The following is a 20,842-nucleotide window of genomic DNA, read 5'->3' on the forward strand; positions in this document are numbered from 1 at the left end:
TTAATGCTCCGGCTGCAGCAGTTGAGTGAGCTGCGCCTGAAGCCGGGCGACCTGCTGTTCCAGGGTGGCCACACGCCTCGCCAGATCGCCCTGCTCTTCCGGCTCTTCGGCGGCCAGTGGCGTGTCGCTCTCCCCGGCCAGCAGATGCATAAAGCGGCTTTCGCGCTTGCCCGGCTCGCGCGCCAGGCGGATCACCCGGGCGCTGTCGTCACGCTGCATCAGGCCTTCCAGCGTCTGTTCTGTTTCGCTGACGTCACTGAACTCATGAAGACGGCCGCTGCGGGTGCGCAGTTCGCCTGGCGTCTGCGGACCGCGCAGCATCAGTAACGTCAGCACGGCAACTTCGGCGCTGTTCAGCTTCAGCGTGCCAAAGGCGGAGTTACAGAAACGCTGCTCATATTTCACGACCCGCTGACCGGACGCGCTGCTGGCGGTAACCAGATGCCGCTTCACCAGCTGATCGAGTTCATCCTGCACCGCACTTTCACTCAGCTCCATCACCGGCTCGCGGTTTGATTTCTGGTTACAGGCCACCACGACCCCATTCAGTGACAGCGGATACTGTTCCGGCGTGGTAACCTGCTTCTCCAGCAGGCAGCCCAGCACGCGCAGCGCCTGCGCCGATAAAGCCATCTTCATGCTTGCGTCCTCATTATTGTCCACGCCGGTCAGGCGTCCATTCCCGCTGGGTTAATGCTGTCAGCACGTGATCCTGCCAGCGTCCGTCAATCAGCAGATAGTCTTTCGCATATCCCTCTTTTTCAAAACCGAGGCGCGCCAGCAGGTCGCCGCTGCGCTGGTTGTGCGGCATGTAGTTCGCCATGATGCGGTGAATATGCTGCTGACGCTGCATGTAGCGGATAGCAGACTGTAACGCTTCAAACATCAGCCCCTGTCCCTGCCACTTTTCGCCCAGCGAATAGCCGAGATAACAGGCGTGAAAGGAACCGCGCAGTACGTTGCTGAAGTTGGCTACGCCGCGCACTTCGGTTTCTTCGCTGTCCATCAGAATAAAATAGAAGGCCGAGCCCTGCTTATGCATGTCGGCGATCAGCCCCAGCCGCGCCTGCCAGCCGGAGGGATAGCAGTGACTGTCATCGCGCACCGGCTCCCACGGTTTTAAAAACAGGCGGTTTTCCGCGTAGTAATCTGCCATTCGCCAGGCATCACGTTCGTGAACCAGACGGACCACCAGCCGATCGGTGGTTAAGCGCACCCTGGGCGCGGCAGAACGATAGCCAAACATCCTGACTCCTGAAATCAATGGCTGAGAGTGAAAGCCGTCATTATCTGGCTTTCACTATAACCGCCGCCTGGGCTGCGGTAAAACATTACGGATTTTTTGCCGTAAAGAGGTTGATTTTGTTCCATTATCACCGCGCAGACGCCCCTGCTCAGGCGTCATCAACGCTCGTTCAGCCCGGCCCATCTGTCGGGCTGGTTTGCCGTGAGGGGGAATCTCTTCCATACTTTTCAGGCGCCCGAAACAGGATGAAATGATTCACTCTGTTAAACATTAACCTGTAAACGAGGGAGATCAGGATGAAGCTCTATATCTACGACCACTGCCCCTTCTGTGTGAAAGCGCGCATGATTTTTGGTCTGAAGAATTTGCCGGTTGAGCTGGTGGTCATGCTCAATGACGATGAAGAGACGCCTCAGCGACTGATTGGCCAGAAAATGGCGCCTGTCCTGCAGAAAAAGGATGGCAGCGCGATGCCGGAAAGCATGGAGATTGTGCATTATGTCGACCAGCAGGATGGCAAACCGCTGATTACCGGTGCGCTCAATCCGGCCATTGGCGACTGGCTGCGTCACATGAACAGCTACGTGAATAAGCTGCTGCTGCCGCGCATTGCCGAGGCCCCTTTTGCGGAGTTTGCCACCCCGGCGGCACGTGACTATTTCCGCGCGAAAAAGCAGGCCAGCATCGGTGATTTTGAGGAGCTGAAAACGCACTCGGCCGGACTGATTAAAAAAGTCAGCGGCGATCTGCGCAAACTGGACGGCCTGATCGTCCAGCCTAATGCGGTTAACGGCGAGCTGTCGGAAGATGATTTCAGCCTCTTCCCGCTGCTGCGCTCCCTGACGCTGGTTCCGGGCATCGACTGGCCAGCACGGGTCGCTGACTATCGTGACAATATGGCCAAACAGACCCAGGTCAATCTGCTCTCTTCTATTGCGCAGTAATCCCGCCCGGATGAGAGACGCCGCGGCGTTTCTCATCCCTTTTCTGATGACACCTCTCACGCATTCAGGCAGGCTATATCCTGTTAACTGACTTTGTTATCCAGGATATAGAACGATGAAAAAGGTATTTTTCGGGCTGACTGCCCTGATGTTTGTGCTGCTGGTGAGCGGCTGCAATAAACTGACCCAGTACACTATCAGCGAACAGGAAGTGAATCAGGCGCTGCAAAAGCATAACAACTACGAGAAAGACATTGGCGTGTCCGGTCTGGTCAATGCGCATATTGTCCTGAATAATCTCACCAGCCAGATCGGCCGCGCAGAACCTGGCAAAGTGTCGCTCTCCGGCAATGCAAAAATTAACGTCACCTCTCTGTTCGGCCCGCAGCAGGCTGACATGCAGCTGACGATGCGCGCACAGCCCGTCTATGACCCACAGCAGGGGGCGATCTTTCTGCGCGATCTGGAGATAACCGACGCACAGGTGGCGCCGGAGAAAATGGCTGCCATCATGAAAACCCTGACGCCTTATCTGAATCAGTCGCTGAAGAGCTATTTCGATCAAAACCCGGCTTACCGTCTCAGCGCTGACCGCAGTAAAGGTGAGTCACTGGCGAAAAAATTTGCCAAAGGACTGGAAGTCAGACCGGGCGAACTGGTTATCCCCTTCACGCAGTAATCCCGATTGCCGCGCCATCCGGCGCGGATTTTTGCTGTCAGCAGAAAAAGCAGGTGCAAACGGTTGCCTGAATCCTTATGCTTAGACCCCGGCCAAAACATGCCTTCTGTTTCCTTTCTGCCGGAGCTTCACTGATGACAGCACAACCTCAGCAACTTACCCTGCGTCGCCCTGACGACTGGCACATTCATCTGCGTGACGATGAGATGCTTAAAACGGTCCTGCCCTACACCAGCGCGGTTAATGGTCGTGCCATCGTGATGCCTAACCTGGTGCCACCGGTGACCAGCGTGGCGGCAGGAGAAGCGTACCGCGACCGCATCCTGGCCGCGCTGCCCGCCGATCACGCCTTTACGCCGCTGATGACCTGTTATCTCACTGACTCACTGGATCCGGATGAGCTTGAGCGTGGCTTCACATCCGGTCTGTTTACCGCCGCCAAGCTCTATCCGGCTCATGCCACCACCAACTCCAGCCACGGCGTCACCAATATCGCCTCCATCGCCCGCGTGCTGGAGCGGATGCAGCAACTGGGTATGCCGCTGCTGGTTCATGGCGAAGTCACCGATGCCCATATCGACATTTTTGATCGCGAAGCCCGCTTCATTGACACCGTGATGGTGCCGCTGCGCAGTCAGTTTCCGGGGCTGAAAGTGGTGATGGAGCACATCACCACCCAGGATGCCGCGGATTATGTCGCTGCTGCCGATGAGACACTGGGCGCGACCATTACGCCGCAGCACCTGATGTTTAACCGCAACCACATGCTGGTGGGCGGGATTCGCCCGCATCTTTACTGCCTGCCGATTCTTAAGCGCAATGTGCATCAGGACGCGCTGCGCAGGGTCGTGGCCAGTGGTCATCCGCGTTTCTTCCTCGGCACCGACACCGCTCCGCATCTGCAGCATCTTAAAGAGTCTGCCTGTGGCTGCGCGGGCGTATTTAATGCGCCGACCTCGCTGGCGGCCTACGCGACCGTGTTTGAAGAGCTGAATGCGCTGGAGCATTTCGAAGCGTTCTGTTCTGAAAACGGCCCGCGTTTCTATGGCCTGCCGCTGAATGAAGGCACAATTACCCTGGTGCGTGAGCCCTGGCAGGTGCCGGCGTCCATCTCGCTGGGCAGTGACGCTCTGATTCCTTTCCTCGCGGGTGAAACGCTCAACTGGCGCGTTGCATAATTTTGCTTGCCTCCGGCGGATGGATACTGTAAATATATACAGTATCTTATCCGGAGGCTGCTATGCGTGTTGAAATTACCGTATCAAATACCCGACCTCTTCCTGCTGGCGCGATAGAGGCGTTAAGCGATGAACTGTCGCGCCGCATTGACGAACAGTTCCCTGACTCGACCAATCACGTCAAGGTACGTTATGCCAGTGCCAACAATCTCAGCGTGCTGGGCGGTGGAAAAGAGACGCGCGACCAGATCAGCGAAATCCTGCAACAGACGTGGGAGAGTGCTGACGACTGGTTCATTACTGATTAACCGCCACTGTGCTTTTTTTCCGGGTGTCGCCACCCGGTTTTTTTATCTTTTCTCCCCTCTCGCACTTCCCTCTTCCTGCATCTAGACTCTTACTGATCAATGCCCTATCCTTGCGCTCGTCACGCATAACAGGAGGTGCGACACCATGACTACTGATAAACCGGAAGAGGCGATGACCTTTGGTGAGTTGTTAGCACTGATTGGTGATCAGCAGCGTCGTTTAACGGTGCTGGAAAATGCCTTTTCCAGTCTGATTTTCTGTCTTGACGATCGTGCCAGCCAGCTGCTGGTGCACAATCTGTCACTGGAAGCCCAGAATCAAAACCATGATGAACAGCTTCAGCAACATTTTGCCCGTCTGGCAGAATCCCTGCAGAAACGCGTCGGCGGCATCGTGCCAGACAGCCCGGCGCTCTGAACCGGCGGCCTGTCCCGCTTTTCGCCTGCCCACTGAATCGTAAAAAAATGCCTGCCTGCCAGGCATTTTATTTTTTGACTCCTGCCTGTTAAAAGCGAATATTCTGTGAGAAGCTGACTCACGGCATTTTTTAAACAGTGACACCCGGGTTTACTGTTATAATTGTTTCGCTATCGGAATAAAAAAGCCGCATTGAACCTCATCATGCACTTCGTTTAACGAGTAATAAGGAGGTTATAATGGACAGAAGAAAAGACGTTATTCAGACTCACCCGCTGGTGGGCTGGGATATCAGTACCGTTGATAGCTATGACGCCATGATGATCCGCCTGCACTCGCTGTCGTCGCAGGATCAAAAAGAAGAAGAAGCGGATGTTGGCCCCACCTACTGGCTGACAACGGATGTGGCAAGGCAGTTCATCTCGATCCTCGAAGCAGGCATCGCCAAGATTGAATCCGCCGAGCAGATGGAACGACTCCTCAGTAAGCATTAGTTTCTGCCACATCAAAGGGGCACCCTCAGGGGTGCCTTTTTCGTTTCTGTTTCGGTATGCTGTTGATTATCTGACTCTTAGAGCGTAGTTACCATGATTTATGATCTTATCGTCGTTGGCAGCGGCTCAGTAGGTGCGGCGGCTGGCTACTATGCCACCCAGGCAGGCCTCTCGGTATTAATGATCGACAGTGCCCACCCTCCTCACAATCAGGGCACGCATCATGGCGAGAGCCGTCTGATTCGTCACGCCTACGGCGAAGGTGAACGTTATGTGCCGCTGGTGCTGCGGGCGCAGACGCTGTGGGATGAACTGGAACAGCGAGCCGGTGAGCGCATTATGCATCGCAGCGGCGTACTTAACCTCGCCCCTCACGACTCCCCTTTTATCCGCAACGTTATCGACAGCGCAAGCCGCTGGGAGCTTAACATTGAGGTGATGCAGCCCGGGGAAGTGCGTCAGCGCTGGCCACAGATTAACGTACCGGAGGGCTATCTGGGCGTATTTGAGCCGCAGTCGGGCTTCCTGAAATGTGAACAGGCGGTGCGCAGCTGGGTTCAGCTGGCGGAACAGGCAGGCTGTGCCCAGCTGTTCAACTGCCCGGTCTCAGAACTGGGACGGGATGGCGACCTTCAGCAGGTTACAACGCTGGATGGTGTCTATCGCGGCCGTAAAATGGTGGTCAGCGCCGGTACCTGGGTCGGAAAACTCATCCCGAATCTGCCGGTTGCCCCTACCCGTAAGGTGTTTGCCTGGTATCAGGCTGATGGTCGCTACAGCGAGAACAACAGGTTCCCGGGCTTTACCGTCGAGATGCGTGATGGCAGCCAGTTCTATGGCTTCCCGGCCGACAATAACGCTCTGAAAGTGGGTCGTCACGATGGCGGACAGCTGATGCAGCAGCCTGAAGATCGTAAACCCTTCGGTGCCGTGGCGGCAGATGGCAGTGAAGCTTTTGGCTTCCTGCGCCAGTTCTTACCGGGCGTCGGTGTCTGTCTGCATGGTGAAGCGTGCAGCTACGACTTCAGCCCGGATGAAGATTTTATTATTGATACGCTGCCGGGCGAACCCAATCGCCTGCTGATAACCGGACTCAGCGGACACGGCTTTAAATTTGCCAGCGTGCTGGGCGAACTGGCCGCGGAATTTGCGCAGCAGAAACCTTTTTCCTTTGATCTCTCTCCGTTCCGCCTTTCGCGTTTCTGACTCTGCAAACGGATGGCATCACAGGGTGCCATCCTGCTGACAAAGATTGACGCAACCTGAATTTCCCTGACAAAAGTTCGCCCTTATTTCGCCCCGATTGTTCATTTGCGCGGAATGAGGTTGACCGTTTTCCCCTCATCAAAATTATTATTCAGTAATATTGCCCATTTCCCTGCCTTTTTATTCAACCTTTTCCGATGATTTTTTTGAATTTATAGAAGCGTAAGGGTGATTGCTTTTATATTTCATAATGTGGATGCTTATTTCATATTATTTCTACGTGACGCTCAGATTATGTTATTACGTAATACACCGCATCAGTTTGGCCGGATTGCTGTGCTACTGCACTGGTCGATGGCGCTGGCCATTTATGGCATGTTTGCGCTGGGATTATGGATGGTCGGTCTGGGCTATTACGACAGCTGGTATCACGACGCCCCGGAAATTCATAAAAGTATTGGCGTGCTGCTGTTACTGACGCTGATTATCCGCCTGGTGTGGCGCGTTATTTCGCCGCCGCCCAGGCCGCTGAGCAGCCATTCCCCTCTGGTGCGCATCAGTTCTGTCGTGGCACACCTGTTACTTTATACCCTGCTGCTGGCCATTCTGATCAGCGGCTATCTCATCTCCACCGCCGACGGTAAACCCATCGCCGTGTTCAGCTGGTTTACGCTGCCTGCCCTGTTCAGCGGTGCAGGCGAGCAGGCCGACCTCGCAGGCGATATTCACCTCTGGCTGGCCTGGAGTGTGGTGATCCTGTCGATCCTGCACGGTCTGGCTGCGATAAAACACCATGTTATCGATCGCGATAACACCTTAAAACGAATGTCAGGTTTACGCCTCCCCTTACCCTCTGAAAAGGACAGATAATATGTTGAAGAAAAGTCTGCTGACGATGACCGCGGCCAGCCTGCTGCTCGGTTCCCTGAGTGCCAGTGCCGCTGACTACAAAATTGATAAAGAGGGGCAGCACGCCTTTATTCAGTTTCGCATCCAGCATCTGGGTTACAGCTGGCTCTACGGAACCTTTAAGGATTTCGATGGCCGCTTCACCTTTGATGAGAAGAACCCTGCCGCCGATAAAGTCGAGGTGACGATTAATACCAGCAGCGTGGATACCAACCATGCTGAACGTGACAAACATCTGCGCAGCGCGGATTTCCTGAACAGCAGTAAAAATCCGCAGGCGACTTTTAAATCCACGTCGGTGAAGAAAGAGGGCGATGAATTAGAGATTACCGGCGATCTGACGCTGAACGGCGTCACAAAGCCGGTGACGCTGGAGGCGAAGAAGCTGGGTGAAGGCAAAGATCCGTGGGGCGGTTATCGTGCAGGCTTTGAAGCGGAAGGTGAAATTGCGCTGAAAGATTTCAATATAACGAAAGATCTTGGGCCAGCCTCGCAGAAGGTTCAGCTGATGATCTCGGTGGAAGGTGTGCGTCAGTAAAGCCGCAGGCCGCCTGAATCAGCGTTCAGGCGGCCACGTTTACCGCTTTATGACTTCTTCGGCGCGGGAATGGTCATGTTTAACAGGCCACGCGACTTGTTAAAGATTTTATTGCCATTCTCTCGTCCGGCACGACGGGCGCGCTGCTCTTCCGGAGAGAGCTTCGCCTCTTCCTGACAGATCGGACTGCAGCAGTTCTCAAACTTCTCTGCGCAGCTCTTGCACTGAATAAACAGCAGATGACAGCCGTCATTCACGCAGTTGACGTGGGTATCGCAGGGCTCACCACACTGATGGCAGTTTGCCAGCACATCGTCAGAAATCCGCTCCCCCATCCGCTCATCAAAGACAAAGTTTTTGCCTTTGAATCTGACCGGCAAGCCCTGTTCACGGGCGCGGCGGGCGTACTCGATGATGCCACCTTCGATATGGTAGACATCTTCAAAACCGTTATGCCGCATCCAGGCACTGGCCTTTTCGCAGCGGATGCCGCCGGTGCAGTACATGACGATCTTTTTATCTTTCTGCTCCCTGAGCATATCCACGGCCATCGGCAGCTGGTCACGGAAGGTGTCTGCCGGCACTTCCAGCGCGTTGTCAAAACGGCCCACTTCATATTCGTAGTGGTTTCGCATATCGACAAACAGCGCGTCCGGATCGTCCAGCATGGCGTTGACTTCCGCCGCTTTCAGGTAGTGACCGACATTGCTTGCGTCGAAGCTGCTGTCCTCAATACCGTCCGCCACGATGCGATCGCGCACTTTCAGGCGCAGTACCCAGAACGACTTTCCATCATCATCCAGTGCGACGTTCATACGCAGGTTGTTCAGCGCCGGATCGAACGCATACAGCCAGGCCTTCATCTTTTCATACTGGCTGGCAGGCACGCTGATCTGCGCGTTGATGCCTTCGTGGGCAACATAGACGCGACCAAACACCTTGAGGGCGGTCAGGCCAACATAGAGCGCATCACGGAAGGCTTTAGGATCGGCAATCTGAAAATACTTATAAAAAGAGACAGTGGTGCGCGGCTCAGTTTCAGCCAGCATGCGCGCCTTCAGCTCTTTATTGGAAACGAGGTTATGTAACACTGGCATGGTGTTCTTTCCTGTTATCAATAGGAGAAAATTAGCGGGCACATGATACCTGATTTCAGGTGTATGCAAAGCGTTGCGTCAGGACCCATCATCAGTTGCTGTTTTTTCCGGCACTCGCGGCGGCTTTCTCCCCGCTCATTGAGGCGTGGTTCCATCAGCGATATTTAAGCGAACGTTAAAAACTGGCACAATAGTGTAAATCAATGAGATATCAGCACCGCAGGGTGCATGACGCAGGAAAATTAACCTTCACATGACTCAGTTGCCTCAGTTTTCACGAGAACTGCTTCACCCGCGCTATTGGCTGACCTGGCTGGGTATCGCTTTTCTTTATCTTTTGGTGCTCCTTCCTTATCCCCTGCTCTATGTGCTCGGCTGCAATATTGGCCGTATCGCCATGCGCTTTATGAATCGTCGCGTCAGCATCGCCCGGCGTAATCTGGAATTAAGTTTTCCGGAGATGCCGGTCAATGAGCGCGAGGCGATGGTGAAACATAATTTCGAATCCGTCGGCATGGGCCTGATTGAAACCGGCATGGCGTGGTTCTGGCCCGACTGGCGTATTAACAAATGGCACAAGCCCTCCGGGCTGGAGCATATTCAGGCCGCGCGCGACAACCAGCGCGGTGTGCTGCTCATCGGCATGCACTTTCTGACGCTGGAGATCGGCGCGCGCATGTTTGGCATCCACAATCCTGGCATTGGCGTCTATCGCCCCAATGACAACAAGCTGATTGACTGGCTGCAGGTCAAAGGTCGCATGCGGTCAAACAAAAGCATGCTCGACCGTAAGGATCTTAAAGGAATGATCCGCGCCCTGAAGCAGGGGGACATTATCTGGTATGCCCCCGATCACGACTATGGCCCGCGCAGCAGCGTCTTTGTGCCCTTCTTTGGCGTGGAAAAGGCGGCAACGACGGTGGGGACCCATCTGCTGATCCGCGCCGGCAACCCCGCTGTCATCCCGTTTGTGCCGCGTCGTCTGCCTGGTGGCCGGGGCTATGAACTGATGATTCTGCCCGACATCCGCAGCGAATTTACGCTGGAAAACGATGAAGTCACCGCGGCCAGGATGAACAAAGTGGTTGAGGAGGGTGTACTGCTGGCACCTGAGCAATATATGTGGCTGCATCGCCGCTTTAAAACCCGTCCGCAAGGCGAACCCTCCCGCTATTAATCTGCCACGCTAAACGGTCTCGCGGCCGTTTAGCGCCTTTCCTGCTACAATGCTCTGTCCCGATAAATCAATCGCGCGGCTGACCGATATTGCGGCTTCCCGGTTTAACGATCCAGTTATTATCAGATACGCTCGCAGGAGACGCTGATTTCCACCGCATTCAATCAGCCCGGCTTATTTATTACAACTACAGTAAGCCGCCTGCTGCATATTCTGACAGACATTCATCAGATTTTAATTTTTCTGCTTTAATTTCCGCTGGCGCTAATTATTTTTATCACCAGGCCTATTCCTATTTAGCCAGGCTTAATGATTTCTGGTCGCTTATCAATCCACTAAAATTAACTTAATTAACAAGGGATTGTCATTCAAGCCGCCGACATATTCATTTTTACAAAAATTTAACAGCCCGATATGCCGTTATTGCATTTGAACCTGTTCCGACTTAACGGTAATTTCAGCAGTGACATTCAGGCTTTTAACGACTTCAGCTCAATTATAAAAAAACGATCACACACAGCGAACCTCAGGGGATCCCTAATATGAGTAAAGGTCTCTACTATTACGTCACAATTACGACCGATCAGGAAAACTACCACTTTCTTCATCGTCAGGGATGCAGGCGGATGCCCGGCAAGGAGCAGATGATTTTTATCGGCACCCTGTATAATCTCAGCCAGGCCTTATCCATCGCCAGAATCAATTTTAAGAAAGTTAAACCCTGCATCAAATGCTGTATTCGCTACGCGGCACCGGTTATTCATGAGTCGGTACAGCCGGTTCTGCACTTCCCGCAAAAAATGCGTTAATCCCGCTGCTGGCGGGAAATGGTTTATTTCCCGCCAGTTACACGCCTCCGCCCTTTCCCTCCGGCAAATTTCGTCTATTCTTCACTGAAATCAAGTGAACCCGGTAAGGAGAAGATCGATGAGCATGTACAGTACCTTAGAGGAAGCGATTGATGCTGCACGTGAGGAGTTTCTCGCAAACAACCCTGAAGTGGATGAAGAAGAGGCGTCGGTCAGCCAGTTCGGCCTGCAAAAGTATGTGATGCAGGATGGCGATATCATGTGGCAGGCTGAGTTCCTGGTCGACGAAGGTGACGCAGGCGAATGCCTTCCTTACCGCACCGGTGAAGCTGCTCAGGCTATTTTTGACGCTGATTTTGACGAAGTGGAACTGCGTCAGGAGTGGTTAGCGGAAAACACCCTGCACGAGTGGGACGATGGCGAGTTCCAGCTGGAGCCGCCGCTCGACACCGAAGAGGGTGAAGCCGCGGCTCAGGAGTGGGAAGATGATAACAGCGACTCCGATCGCGGTTATTCGTAAGGACCATGGCTGGCATCCACTGGCAACAGCAGGGTGTCCAGCACCAGCGACAGGGGCAGATCAAGGATGGTCAGCACCCGCCATCCGCTGTCGCGTACATCCCACTGTACGCCCGGATAGTACTGATTACCGTGTCCCTGTCCGGGCACGGTTCGGCTGATAATACTGCCGCATCCGCTTAAGCAGAGCACCGCGAGAGCGATAACACCTGCCTTTAAAACTCGTTTCACCACAAAACCCGCCTTTACCTGCCCCAGAGAGTGTCACGCGCGGCATGCGGTGACGGCCTGCGAGTAAATTATCATCCCCGCCCTGTTTTAATCCCATAAAAAAAGCGGCATCGCTGCCGCTTTTTCAGATTACGCGTTTTTTGCCAGCGCGTTAGGGTTGAGCGTCAGTTTCTGATAACTCTCTACCCACTGGTGATACTTCTCCGCATTTTCCCACAGTCGGGTATGGACGCGGGCCAGCACCACCGGATCGCTGATCAGCTGCAGACGCTGGTCGCGGCTGAGTTTTTCCGGTGCATCGCTCAGCGCCTGATCGACACGACGGTCGCGGGCATAGTCGAGTAACTGGCTCTGCCGGTGACGTGAAGTCGCCAGCGCTGTCGCCAGCGCGTTAAACGCCGGATGGAACAGCGCGTGCATAAAGCCGTTCTCCAGTACACGCTCGCGGTTGAGCTGCAGATAGCGGTCGGTGTCCACCAGCTCCTGCGGCGGTGAAGACTCTTCCGGGATCAGGAACAGCTTCGCGCGCTTGCTCTTCAGGCCCAGCGTTGCACGGCTCGACATCACCGACACAAACGGTGACAGGATCAGGGAGAAGACGATCGGTGCCAGCCACCACAGGAAGTTGAGATCCAGCAGTCCCATACCAATCGCCCACACCAGACCCAGTGCCATCTGTGAACCGTGACGTTTGAACGCCTCGCCCCATGGCGTCGCATCGTCATCACGCTGCGGGGAGTTCCAGACGACTTCCCAGCCAAGGAAGGCGCTAACCACAAACACGGTGTGGAACAGCATGCGCACCGGGGCCAGCAGCACCGAGAACAGCGTTTCCAGCACCAGTGACAACAGCACGCGCAGTGCGCCACCGTAAGGCTTCGCCCCCTTAAACCAGATTAGCACCACGCTCAGCAGCTTCGGCAGGAACAGAAGCACCATCGTGGTCGAGAAAAGCGCTATCGCCAGCTCCGGACGCCACTGCGGCCAGACCGGGAAGAGCTGTCGCGGCTGCAGGAAGTAGGTCGGCTCCATAAGCGTATGCACGACCTGCAGGGCCGTGGAAAGCGCCAGGAACAGGAACCACAGCGGAGCTGACAGGTAGGACATCACGCCGGTCAGGAACACCGCGCGGTGAACCGGGTGCATCCCTTTTACCAGGAACAGACGGAAGTTCATCAGGTTACCGTGGCACCAGCGGCGGTCGCGCTTCAGCTCATCCAGCAGGTTCGGCGGCAGTTCTTCATAAGAGCCCGGCAGGTCATAGGCGATCCAGACGCCCCAGCCGGCACGACGCATCAGTGCCGCCTCGACGAAGTCATGCGACATGATCGAGCCCGCAAACGACCCCTCGCCCGGTAATGGCGCCAGCGCACAGTGCTCGATGAATGGTTTCACGCGGATAATGGCGTTATGACCCCAGTAGTGCGACTCGCCCAGCTGCCAGAAGTGCAGACCGGCGGTAAACAGCGGACCATAGACGCGGGTCGCAAACTGCTGACAGCGCGCATAGAGCGTATCCATTCCTGAGGCTTTCGGCGACGACTGGATGATCCCGGCGTTCGGGTTAGCCTCCATCATACGCACCAGGCCGGTCAGGCACTCGCCACTCATGACGCTATCGGCATCCAGCACCACCATGTAGCTGTAGTTGCTGCCCCAGCGGCGACAGAAGTCATCGATGTTGCCGCTTTTGCGCTTCACACGACGACGGCGACGGCGATAGAAGATCTTGCCTGCCCCGCCGACGTCACGAACCAGTTCCATCCAGGCTTTCTGTTCGGCAACGGCGATATCCGCATCGTAGCTGTCACTGAGGATGTAGACGTCAAAGTGCTCTGCGTTACCGGTGCGAACCACAGACTCCCAGGTCGCACGCAGACCGGCGTAAACACGCTCAACGTCTTCATTACAGATCGGCATAATCAGCGCGGTGCGATGCGCCGGATTCAGCGGCTCATCCCCGACCGTGGAGTAGGAGATGCTGTATTTATCGCGCCCAATCAGCAGCTGCAGGAAGCCCATCAGTGCGGTCCAGAAACCGGCTGACACCCAGCAGAACAGAATGGCAAACAGGAACAGGATGCCGGTCTGCAGCACATACGGCAGAATCTGCATCACTGACTGCTGCCAGTTCTGGTTGATCATCTCCATCGGGTCCAGCAGCGTCCAGCCCTGATAGGGCAGAATGCTCTTCATGTACCAGGTGGCGACCACGGTCTGGAAAATCGTCAGGATCAGCAGAATGTAGCGACGAATCGAACCGACATGACGCCACTTCTCTTCGGCCCGCTGCTCTTCCGCACTGGCGTAGCGCGGCACAGATTTGCGTCCACGCAGAGAGTCCCAGGCGCGGGCAACCGGGTTGGTGCGCCACGCTTCCGGGAACATCAGTGAACGTTTGACTTTGGGCATCGCCTTCAGCGTGGTGCGGTCGAGGTAATCTTTACCTAGCTGCTGACCGCCCGCCAGTGCATCGGGCCAGGCCATTTCCACCCGCGATGAGACCGATTTTAACGGCGCATCGTCGGGACGGTCACTGGCTGCGACATCCCTGCCCAGCACATCATGAATGAAGTGGAACGCACTGGCATTCTGCAATGAGACGCTCAGGCGAGACTTCCCTGCCGCATCCAGCGGCAGAGATTCCACATAACGTTGAGGTGTAAAAGTCGATTTATTCATTGGCAGGTAACTGATAGCTCCAGGTTTCCGTCAATGTCTTGTCGCCGCTAACCAGCGCCGCACGCATTTCGGTGGACTGCTTGGCATCTTTCACACGCAGACGCAACACCAGACGCCAGCCTTTAGTGACCGGGTTATAACGTACGCTCTGCTCAACCACTTCAGCGTTTTTACCGACGCTGACCTGCGGGGTCACCTGACTGTTTTCAGCCATCTTGCTCATGTCTTTCCCCACGAAGTCGATGGTGAAAGCCACGGTGCCATCCGGCTGACGCACCAGGTTCGACTGCTTCACGTCACCCGCTGAGCGCAGGGTGTTTTTGACCCAGGCAATGTCATCCGAGTGCAGCTGCTTCTCGTCGCGTGAGAAGTGCAGGCGATATTTGAAGTTCATCTCTTTGCCGGGCTCTGGCAGCGTCTCCGGCGTCCAGAACGCAACGATGTTATCGTTGGTTTCATCGGCCGTCGGGATCTCAACCAGTTCAACCCGGCCTTTACCCCAGTCGCCTAATGGCTCCACCCAGCCGCTTGGGCGCAGGTCATAGCGGTCATCCAGATCCTGATAGTTGCTGAAGTCACGCCCGCGCTGCAGCAGACCAAAGCCTTTCGGATTCTCGATGGTGTAGGTGCTCACCGCCAGATGGCGCGGGTTGTTCAGCGGACGCCAGATCCACTCTCCGTTGCCATTGTGGATAGAGAGGCCGTCAGAGTCATGCAGCGCCGGACGGAAGTTATTCACTGTCGATGGCTGGTTCTGGCCAAACAGGAACATACTGGTCAGCGGAGCAATACCCAGTTTGCCGACGTTATCACGCAGGTAAACTTTGGACTGCACATCCACGGTAGAGGCTTCACCCGGACGCAGCACGAAGCGATACGCACCCGTCGCACGAGGCGAATCGAGCAGCGCATAGATCACCAGCTGTTTGTCCTGAGGTTTCGGACGCTCAATCCAAAACTCTTTGAAACGCGGGAACTCTTCACCGGACGGCAATGCCGTGTCGATGGCGAGTCCACGCGCCGACAGGCCATAGACCTGACCGGCACCGATTACACGGAAATAGCTGGCGCCCAGGAAGCTGGCGATCTCATCGTTTTTACCCTTGTTATTAAGCGGGTAAAGCACTTTGAAACCGGCAAAACCGAGGTTTTTAACGGCGTCAGCGTCATGTTTTACGTTACCGAAATTGAAATAATCGGGGCTGTATTTGATCTCACGCACCGCGCTGGCGGTCACTTCGTTGATCTGCACCGGGGTATCGAAATACATCCCCTGGTGATAGAACTCCAGCTTGAACGGCGTGCGCAGTTTGCCCCAGTACGCTTTATCGTGGTTAAACTGGATCTGCTGATAGTCAGCAAATTTCATTTCACGAAATTGAGAGGGTAAATTGCTTTTAGGCGCTTCGAAGCTTTTCCCTGCCAACGCTTTGGCTTGTGTGGCAACATCATCAATGTTAAACGCCCAACTGTTATTGGCATATAACGCCAGCAGAACCGCAGTACCAATCCAGCGTACCTTCATCAGTCCGGCTTTATTTTTTTCTTTAGTCAGCACATCCCCCCCTTTCGTGTGCTTAAATCAAACCCGTTTATCTTAAAGGATTATTCGGTTTTCCGACAGCTTATGCGCAACATTGTTCCCGCATTTCGTCAGGCTTAACGCTACTTTTAGGACAATTAGACACTACGGATTCCACTGATAGTATACCCGGTTTATGGCAGGTAGAATTTTACCCGGACATAATCCGGTTTCAGGGTGAAACTGGCTAACCGTACTAACGAACTGGAACTTTATGAGTACTGTAAAACCTGAACGTGAATATTTCCTCGACTCTATCCGCGCTTACCTGATGTTGCTGGGGGTACCGTTTCACGTTTCCCTCATCTACTCCGCGCAGAAATGGGCAGTGAACAGCCAGGAAGCCTCGTTATGGCTGACGCTGCTGAATGATTTTATTCATGCATTTCGCATGCAGGTGTTCTTTGTTATCTCGGGTTACTTCTCCTACATGCTCTACCTGCGCTATCAGCCACGGCGTTTCCTGAAGGTGCGTCTGGAACGCGTCGGGATTCCCATGCTCACTGCGGTGCCGCTGATTACACTGCCACAATTTTTCATGCTGAAAGCCTGGACAGATAAGCTGGCCGACTGGCCCCGCTTCACCCCCTATCAGAAGTTCAATAACCTGATGTGGGAGCTGATTTCACACCTGTGGTTTCTGGTGGTGCTGGTGATGCTGACCACGCTGGGTATGGTGACGTTTCGCTGGCTGCGCGACCAGCACCGCGCCATCGACTACACGCGGGTCGGCTGGGGTACGCTGACGGTGGGTGTACTGGCCTGGGCCCTGCTCTGGTGTGTGTTCCGCCGTCTGGTATTTATCTTCCAGCCCGCCTGGCTGATGGATGGTCTGTTCAATATCATCGTGATGCAGACGCTCTTCTACCTGCCCTTCTTTATGCTGGGCGCACTGGCGTGGAAACACCCGCCGCTGAAAGCGCTGTTTGTGCGGTTTAATCCGGTGATGTGGATTGGCGCGCTGCTGCTGTTTATCGCCTACTGCACCAATCAGCGTCTGAGCAGTGGCGATGGCTGGCTGTATGAGCTGGATGCGCTGATTACCACGCTGATGGGGCTCTGCATGCTGAATGTCTGCTTCTGCTTTGGTCATAAGCTGCTTAATGCGCATTCGCCGCGCATTATGTATCTGGTTAATGCGTCGCTGTTTATCTATCTGGTACACCATCCGCTGACGCTGCTGTATGGCATTTATGTCACGCCACGGATTGAAAACAACACGCTGGGGTTCTTTGTCGGCTTACTGATGGTGTTTGGCATCGCGTTTCTGCTGTATGAGATCCACCTGCGCATTCCACTGTTGCGGTTCCTGTTTTCGGGGAAGTTTGAGCGTAAAGAGGTCTGACGAAGCATGTGAGACAGGGCGCACCGGCTTTCATCGTCGGGCGCCTGGTGAGCAGGCTCAGGGAGGCTGTACCTTACGCAAAGACGCAAAACCGCCATCCCTGACAGGCTCAGCGCGGGCCATCCCTGGCCCGCTATGCTTTGCTACAGGTACAGCCTCCCATCGCTTTACGTCGGGCAGTCGCCTGTAAGAGTCCCGCCCTGAAGTAATGGTCGCCATGAAGCAACGCCTCCGGGATGAGCCTGCGCATGTGCCTGTACAGGTGCGCACGCAGGCGCAGGCTTACAGCAGCCACTCAATCGGCAGTCGCCACACCAGCCGCACCTGCAATCGTTGCCACCAGGAGCAGTCCGGTTCGTGCTTATGCACAATCTGCTGCGGCTCATCCGGATACTCCAGCCAGTTCACCCGCCCCCACTTATCCAGCCGCAGTGTCCAGGCCCGATCACGCATCGACTGACTGAAGCGCTGGTGCGTTTCTCCGGCCAGTGCCGCACTCTCAATCACCAGCCCCATTTCAGTATTCAGCACCGCTGAGCGCGGATCGAAGTTAAAGGAGCCGATAAACAACGTCTTTTGATCCACCGAGAACGTTTTTGCGTGCAGGCTGGAGCCCGAGTTACCGGTTAACCCCCGGTCGTGCGGCGCATCCTGCATGGCCGCCTGCGGTTTCAGCTCATAAAGCGCAATGCCGTGACGCAGCAGCTTTTTGCGCCACCGGGCGTAACCGGCATGAACAATCGACACGTCATTGGCCGCCAGCGAATTGGTCAGAATGGCAATCTTCACTCCTTTGCGTTTCAGCGCCAGCAGCTGAGCGACGCCCGCGCGGGTCGGCACAAAGTAAGCTGAGATAATATCGAACTGCTCTTGTGGCGTGCCAATCACCTCCAGCATACGCTGCGGCAGCAGGCTTTTCGCGCGCGCTTTACCCAGCCCCTTGCGCGGGTCATCACTCAGCAGACGCGCTTTTGCCCAGGTCAGATCCAGCGTGCCCTGCGCCATCTCCTGCAGCAGCGACGCATTTTCCAGCCGCTGAAGATAGCGCTGCACCGGCTCACTGTGACGCCATTCGGCGGGCAGGCTCACGCTATCCTCGTCCGGTTCATCATCATCCAGCACCTGCTGCAGCGGCGCGACCGGCTTACTGTGCCAGTAGCGTTCAAAATCCCCGGCCACCTCGCTGACTACCGGCCCAATCGCCATGACGTCGAGATCGGCAAACAGCGGCTCATTACCGGTGCCAAAATATTCATCGCCAATGTTGCGCCCGCCCACAATGGTGGTAACACCATCCACGGTGAAGCTTTTGTTGTGCATCCGCCGGTTCAGACGGGCGAAGTCAGTGAGATAGCCCAGTGCGCGCAGGGTGCGAAAAGAGAAAGGATTGAAGAGCCGCACCTCAATATTGGGGTGGCGGTTGAGCTGAGCAAGGGTGTCATCCAGGCCAGGCGTATTGTTATCATCCAGCAGCAGTCGTACCTTGACGCCGCGGCGCGCCGCCTCCAGCATGGCGCTGAACAGCAGGCGGCCAGAGAGATCGTTTTGCCAGATGTAGTACTGAATATCGAGTGACCGCGCCGCCTTTTGCATCAGCAGATAGCGTGCAGCGAACGCATCCAGCCCGTCGCTGAGGGGATGGATGCCGCTCAGCCCCGGATGGCGCTGACACTGAGGGGCCAGCTTAGTTTCCAGCCAGCTGGCAGGCTCCGGTGAGTGGGCGAGTTCAAACGCTTCGGTCATGACAATTCCCTGTATATGGCAGTTATTTTTATTATTCCCCGGTCCCACCGCTGAGGCTATACCTCAGTTCCGACTTAGCAAAAAGTCGCGGGCGTTTTTTAGTCTAGACTTAACCGGACGATCTGTGACCGGCATTGCTCCGGCAGGAGAGGAATATGTCTCATCACCCCCTTTTTGATGCCAGCCAGCGCCACCATCCCCGTCTGTTTCGCAGTTTTTTCCAGGGCAGCTTCCCCTGCTCCACGGCCTGCCGCACGCCCGGAAAACGGCTCGATATGGTCATCAGCAGCGGGCATGACATGCTGCTGGAAAAGGATTATGCGGCCCTGGCTGAGCAGCATCTGCTGACCGCCCGCGACGGCGCACGCTGGCACCTGATTGAGAAGGTGCCGGGTCACTATGACTGGCAGAGCTTTCTGCCGATGGTTGAGGCGGCGCGGCGTCAGCAGGTAGAGATCATCTGGGAGCTGGCTCACTTTGGCTATCCGGATCATCTTAATATCTGGAAAGCGGAATTTGTTGACCATTTTAGCCGTTTCGCCCGCGCAATGGCGCAGCTGATGCGCGATGAAGGCATTGAAAATCCCTTCTTTACGCCGGTTAACCAAATCTCATTCTGGTCATGGGCCGGGGCGGAGGTGGCCTGGTTCAATCCGCATGCCGCAGGGCGCGGCAAAGAGCTGAAGCGCCAGCTGGTGCGTGCGTCTCTGGCGGCGATCCATGCCATCCGGGAGGTCTATCCGGGGGCGCGGTTTGTGCTGACCGACCCGCTGGTGCAGATCGCCCATCATCCCACTAATCCGGACAGCAAACCCTACGCCGATGCCCAGCATCAGGCGCAGTTCGAAGCCTGGGATATGCTGGCCGGTCGCGTGGATAAAGAGCTGGGCGGCAGCGAAGATTGCCTGGATATTCTCGGCCTCAACTACTATCCCGATAACCACTGGTTTTTCCCCGATCAGCCGATGTCGCTGGAGGAGCCGGAGCGGGTGCCGCTGCACATTCTGCTGGCGCAGTGCTGGCAGCGCTTCCAGCGCCCGATGCTGATTGCCGAAACCGGCGCGGAGGGCGAGGCCCGTGCCCCCTGGCTGCAGGAGGTCAGTGAGAACGTGGCGGTGGCGCTGGATCAGGGGATTGCCGTAGAGGGCATTTCGCTCTATCCCGTGGTGGAGTATCCCGCGTGGGCGGATGACCGCCGTTCGCCTGGCCCGCTGCTGGGATTAGCGGACCCCAATGGCAACCGTAATCTGCATGAAGCCCTGGCGCTGATACTGCGCAGCCAGCAGATCAGGTTCACGGCACGCGATCAGACATGCTGAGCGGGTGGCTTTTTGGGGTGGCAGGACTGAACGTCGAGTGAAGGATCGGCAGGATGCCGGACATCGGTCAGCCAGACCATGGTAAACAGGAAGGTAACGCCGATCAGGCAGGCCGCCAGCAGACCGATAATGGCGATCAATTTGTCATCTCTGGATTCCATTGCCCTCTCCTTATTCCCTGCGCTGACGCAGCGGTCTCTGTCAGCTCATCCAGAGCGTAATCATCAGGACGAAGATTATAAGCGTTACCGAGGTCACCGCAAGCACCACTATCGCAAAGTGCGCATCGTCCATGGAGTGGCGAATCGGCTCATCGTGATCATCGGGCGGCAAAGGTAACGACATAACTATCCTGTGAAAAAGCATGGGCCGCCGGGAGTAATGCGGTGCGTGACAGTGTAGATGAAAGGCGGAGTGA

The 20,842-nt window shown here is 55.6% G+C and carries 23 protein-coding genes; 14 read left to right on the top strand and 9 right to left on the bottom strand.

All coding sequences use genetic code 11. The features are described 5' to 3' along the window. Entirely contained in the window at nt 1-639 is a 639-nt protein-coding gene (locus HFD92_RS04435) for a DUF480 domain-containing protein (protein WP_150029682.1), read from the bottom strand. Between the two features lie 13 nt (nt 640-652). Further along, nucleotides 653-1,246: a ribosomal protein S5-alanine N-acetyltransferase gene (gene rimJ / locus HFD92_RS04440; RefSeq protein ID WP_009090895.1), complete on the bottom strand. Its 594-nt coding sequence runs from the start codon at nt 1,244-1,246 to the stop codon at nt 653-655. A 296-nt stretch (nt 1,247-1,542) separates the two neighbouring features. Here rimJ and grxB point away from each other — a divergent pair, with 296 nt between their 5' ends. The 9 genes from grxB to HFD92_RS04485 all read left to right on the top strand — a co-directional run bounded on the left by grxB (nt 1,543) and on the right by HFD92_RS04485 (nt 7,920). Continuing rightward, nucleotides 1,543-2,190 (top strand): glutaredoxin 2, encoded by a 648-nt coding sequence (grxB, locus tag HFD92_RS04445; protein WP_009090897.1) that lies wholly within the window; start codon nt 1,543-1,545, stop codon nt 2,188-2,190. Between the two features lie 115 nt (nt 2,191-2,305). Beyond that, nucleotides 2,306-2,869 (top strand): lipoprotein, encoded by a 564-nt coding sequence (locus tag HFD92_RS04450; protein WP_009090899.1) that lies wholly within the window; start codon nt 2,306-2,308, stop codon nt 2,867-2,869. Between the two features lie 134 nt (nt 2,870-3,003). Next, nucleotides 3,004-4,047 (top strand): dihydroorotase, encoded by a 1,044-nt coding sequence (gene pyrC, locus HFD92_RS04455; RefSeq protein ID WP_009090901.1) that lies wholly within the window; start codon nt 3,004-3,006, stop codon nt 4,045-4,047. Nucleotides 4,048-4,109: 62 nt separating this feature from the next. Beyond that, nucleotides 4,110-4,355: a DNA damage-inducible protein I gene (gene dinI, locus HFD92_RS04460; RefSeq protein WP_003849907.1), complete on the top strand. Its 246-nt coding sequence runs from the start codon at nt 4,110-4,112 to the stop codon at nt 4,353-4,355. A 145-nt stretch (nt 4,356-4,500) separates the two neighbouring features. Beyond that, on the top strand, nt 4,501-4,773 hold the full coding sequence (locus HFD92_RS04465; RefSeq protein WP_009090903.1) for a hypothetical protein: 273 nt from the start codon (nt 4,501-4,503) through the stop codon (nt 4,771-4,773). A 239-nt stretch (nt 4,774-5,012) separates the two neighbouring features. Beyond that, nucleotides 5,013-5,267 carry a biofilm formation regulator BssS gene (gene bssS, locus HFD92_RS04470; RefSeq protein WP_009090905.1) on the top strand — a complete coding sequence of 85 codons (255 nt, stop codon included), beginning with the start codon at nt 5,013-5,015 and terminating at the stop codon, nt 5,265-5,267. A gap of 93 nt (nt 5,268-5,360) precedes the next feature. Next, nucleotides 5,361-6,473 (top strand): N-methyl-L-tryptophan oxidase, encoded by a 1,113-nt coding sequence (gene solA / locus HFD92_RS04475; RefSeq protein ID WP_167428397.1) that lies wholly within the window; start codon nt 5,361-5,363, stop codon nt 6,471-6,473. 294 nt (nt 6,474-6,767) lie between these two features. Further along, entirely contained in the window at nt 6,768-7,343 is a 576-nt protein-coding gene (locus HFD92_RS04480) for a cytochrome b (protein ID WP_167428398.1), read from the top strand. A 4-nt stretch (nt 7,344-7,347) separates the two neighbouring features. Continuing rightward, on the top strand, nt 7,348-7,920 hold the full coding sequence (locus HFD92_RS04485; protein WP_009090908.1) for a YceI family protein: 573 nt from the start codon (nt 7,348-7,350) through the stop codon (nt 7,918-7,920). A 47-nt stretch (nt 7,921-7,967) separates the two neighbouring features. Here HFD92_RS04485 and HFD92_RS04490 read toward each other — a convergent pair whose 3' ends face one another. Beyond that, complete coding sequence (locus HFD92_RS04490) at nt 7,968-9,017, bottom strand: rhodanese-related sulfurtransferase (protein ID WP_009090909.1); 1,050 nt, start codon at nt 9,015-9,017, stop codon at nt 7,968-7,970. Nucleotides 9,018-9,270: 253 nt separating this feature from the next. Here HFD92_RS04490 and HFD92_RS04495 point away from each other — a divergent pair, with 253 nt between their 5' ends. The 3 genes from HFD92_RS04495 (at nt 9,271) to HFD92_RS04505 (ending at nt 11,523) form a co-directional block, all read left to right on the top strand. After that, nucleotides 9,271-10,194 carry a Kdo(2)-lipid IV(A) acyltransferase gene (locus HFD92_RS04495; protein WP_009090910.1) on the top strand — a complete coding sequence of 308 codons (924 nt, stop codon included), beginning with the start codon at nt 9,271-9,273 and terminating at the stop codon, nt 10,192-10,194. A gap of 542 nt (nt 10,195-10,736) precedes the next feature. After that, the gene (locus HFD92_RS04500; RefSeq protein ID WP_009090911.1) at nt 10,737-11,003 is read left to right on the top strand and encodes a hypothetical protein; all 267 of its coding nucleotides are present in this window, start codon (nt 10,737-10,739) and stop codon (nt 11,001-11,003) included. 118 nt (nt 11,004-11,121) lie between these two features. Beyond that, entirely contained in the window at nt 11,122-11,523 is a 402-nt protein-coding gene (locus HFD92_RS04505) for a MysB family protein (protein WP_009090912.1), read from the top strand. Here the strand turns inward: HFD92_RS04505 and HFD92_RS04510 are convergent. The 3 genes from HFD92_RS04510 to HFD92_RS04520 all read right to left on the bottom strand — a co-directional run bounded on the left by HFD92_RS04510 (nt 11,514) and on the right by HFD92_RS04520 (nt 15,963). Further along, complete coding sequence (locus HFD92_RS04510; RefSeq protein WP_033736571.1) at nt 11,514-11,753, bottom strand: YceK/YidQ family lipoprotein; 240 nt, start codon at nt 11,751-11,753, stop codon at nt 11,514-11,516. The two genes, HFD92_RS04505 and HFD92_RS04510, sit on opposite strands and share 10 nt — an antisense overlap. A gap of 129 nt (nt 11,754-11,882) precedes the next feature. Beyond that, complete coding sequence (gene mdoH / locus HFD92_RS04515) at nt 11,883-14,435, bottom strand: glucans biosynthesis glucosyltransferase MdoH (protein WP_009090914.1); 2,553 nt, start codon at nt 14,433-14,435, stop codon at nt 11,883-11,885. Beyond that, nucleotides 14,428-15,963, bottom strand: coding sequence for a glucan biosynthesis protein G (locus tag HFD92_RS04520; protein WP_181161904.1), 1,536 nt, complete (start codon nt 15,961-15,963; stop codon nt 14,428-14,430). The genes mdoH and HFD92_RS04520 overlap by 8 nt, the downstream gene beginning before the upstream one ends. Before the next feature lie 268 nt (nt 15,964-16,231). Between HFD92_RS04520 and mdoC the strand changes: the two genes are divergently transcribed. Then, nucleotides 16,232-17,362 (top strand): glucans biosynthesis protein MdoC, encoded by a 1,131-nt coding sequence (gene mdoC / locus HFD92_RS04525; protein ID WP_111208047.1) that lies wholly within the window; start codon nt 16,232-16,234, stop codon nt 17,360-17,362. Nucleotides 17,363-17,644: 282 nt separating this feature from the next. On the opposite strand, the gene HFD92_RS04530 is transcribed toward mdoC, so the two are convergent. Continuing rightward, the gene (locus tag HFD92_RS04530) at nt 17,645-19,105 is read right to left on the bottom strand and encodes a phospholipase D family protein (protein ID WP_009090917.1); all 1,461 of its coding nucleotides are present in this window, start codon (nt 19,103-19,105) and stop codon (nt 17,645-17,647) included. 155 nt (nt 19,106-19,260) lie between these two features. Here HFD92_RS04530 and HFD92_RS04535 point away from each other — a divergent pair, with 155 nt between their 5' ends. After that, on the top strand, nt 19,261-20,424 hold the full coding sequence (locus HFD92_RS04535) for a hypothetical protein (protein WP_046101584.1): 1,164 nt from the start codon (nt 19,261-19,263) through the stop codon (nt 20,422-20,424). Here the strand turns inward: HFD92_RS04535 and HFD92_RS04540 are convergent. Both HFD92_RS04540 and HFD92_RS04545 read right to left on the bottom strand, forming a co-directional pair. After that, a complete protein-coding gene (locus tag HFD92_RS04540) occupies nt 20,412-20,585 on the bottom strand; it encodes a hypothetical protein (protein ID WP_009090919.1) in 174 nt (57 codons plus the stop codon). The genes HFD92_RS04535 and HFD92_RS04540 overlap by 13 nt on opposite strands. A 40-nt stretch (nt 20,586-20,625) precedes the next feature. Next, the gene (locus tag HFD92_RS04545; protein ID WP_009090920.1) at nt 20,626-20,769 is read right to left on the bottom strand and encodes a hypothetical protein; all 144 of its coding nucleotides are present in this window, start codon (nt 20,767-20,769) and stop codon (nt 20,626-20,628) included. Between the last annotated feature and the right edge of the window lie 73 nt (nt 20,770-20,842).

Source organism: Pantoea sp. EKM101V, from assembly GCF_011800325.1.
In the GTDB taxonomy this organism is placed as follows: Bacteria; Pseudomonadota; Gammaproteobacteria; order Enterobacterales; family Enterobacteriaceae; genus Pantoea; species Pantoea anthophila.

What these genes read in the sequence shown, in the direction of transcription:
- HFD92_RS04500 (WP_009090911.1), top strand. Translation starts at nt 10,737, where the DNA reads ATGAGTAAAGGTCTCTACTATTACGTCACAATTACGACCGATCAGGAA.
- grxB (WP_009090897.1), top strand. Translation starts at nt 1,543, where the DNA reads ATGAAGCTCTATATCTACGACCACTGCCCCTTCTGTGTGAAAGCGCGC.
- rimJ (WP_009090895.1), bottom strand. Translation starts at nt 1,246, where the DNA reads ATGTTTGGCTATCGTTCTGCCGCGCCCAGGGTGCGCTTAACCACCGAT.
- HFD92_RS04495 (WP_009090910.1), top strand. Translation starts at nt 9,271, where the DNA reads ATGACTCAGTTGCCTCAGTTTTCACGAGAACTGCTTCACCCGCGCTAT.
- HFD92_RS04480 (WP_167428398.1), top strand. Translation starts at nt 6,768, where the DNA reads ATGTTATTACGTAATACACCGCATCAGTTTGGCCGGATTGCTGTGCTA.
- HFD92_RS04435 (WP_150029682.1), bottom strand. Translation starts at nt 639, where the DNA reads ATGAAGATGGCTTTATCGGCGCAGGCGCTGCGCGTGCTGGGCTGCCTG.
- HFD92_RS04465 (WP_009090903.1), top strand. Translation starts at nt 4,501, where the DNA reads ATGACTACTGATAAACCGGAAGAGGCGATGACCTTTGGTGAGTTGTTA.
- mdoH (WP_009090914.1), bottom strand. Translation starts at nt 14,435, where the DNA reads ATGAATAAATCGACTTTTACACCTCAACGTTATGTGGAATCTCTGCCG.
- HFD92_RS04505 (WP_009090912.1), top strand. Translation starts at nt 11,122, where the DNA reads ATGAGCATGTACAGTACCTTAGAGGAAGCGATTGATGCTGCACGTGAG.
- HFD92_RS04535 (WP_046101584.1), top strand. Translation starts at nt 19,261, where the DNA reads ATGTCTCATCACCCCCTTTTTGATGCCAGCCAGCGCCACCATCCCCGT.
- HFD92_RS04545 (WP_009090920.1), bottom strand. Translation starts at nt 20,769, where the DNA reads ATGTCGTTACCTTTGCCGCCCGATGATCACGATGAGCCGATTCGCCAC.
- bssS (WP_009090905.1), top strand. Translation starts at nt 5,013, where the DNA reads ATGGACAGAAGAAAAGACGTTATTCAGACTCACCCGCTGGTGGGCTGG.
- HFD92_RS04490 (WP_009090909.1), bottom strand. Translation starts at nt 9,017, where the DNA reads ATGCCAGTGTTACATAACCTCGTTTCCAATAAAGAGCTGAAGGCGCGC.
- solA (WP_167428397.1), top strand. Translation starts at nt 5,361, where the DNA reads ATGATTTATGATCTTATCGTCGTTGGCAGCGGCTCAGTAGGTGCGGCG.
- mdoC (WP_111208047.1), top strand. Translation starts at nt 16,232, where the DNA reads ATGAGTACTGTAAAACCTGAACGTGAATATTTCCTCGACTCTATCCGC.
- HFD92_RS04530 (WP_009090917.1), bottom strand. Translation starts at nt 19,105, where the DNA reads ATGACCGAAGCGTTTGAACTCGCCCACTCACCGGAGCCTGCCAGCTGG.
- HFD92_RS04540 (WP_009090919.1), bottom strand. Translation starts at nt 20,585, where the DNA reads ATGGAATCCAGAGATGACAAATTGATCGCCATTATCGGTCTGCTGGCG.
- pyrC (WP_009090901.1), top strand. Translation starts at nt 3,004, where the DNA reads ATGACAGCACAACCTCAGCAACTTACCCTGCGTCGCCCTGACGACTGG.
- HFD92_RS04450 (WP_009090899.1), top strand. Translation starts at nt 2,306, where the DNA reads ATGAAAAAGGTATTTTTCGGGCTGACTGCCCTGATGTTTGTGCTGCTG.
- dinI (WP_003849907.1), top strand. Translation starts at nt 4,110, where the DNA reads ATGCGTGTTGAAATTACCGTATCAAATACCCGACCTCTTCCTGCTGGC.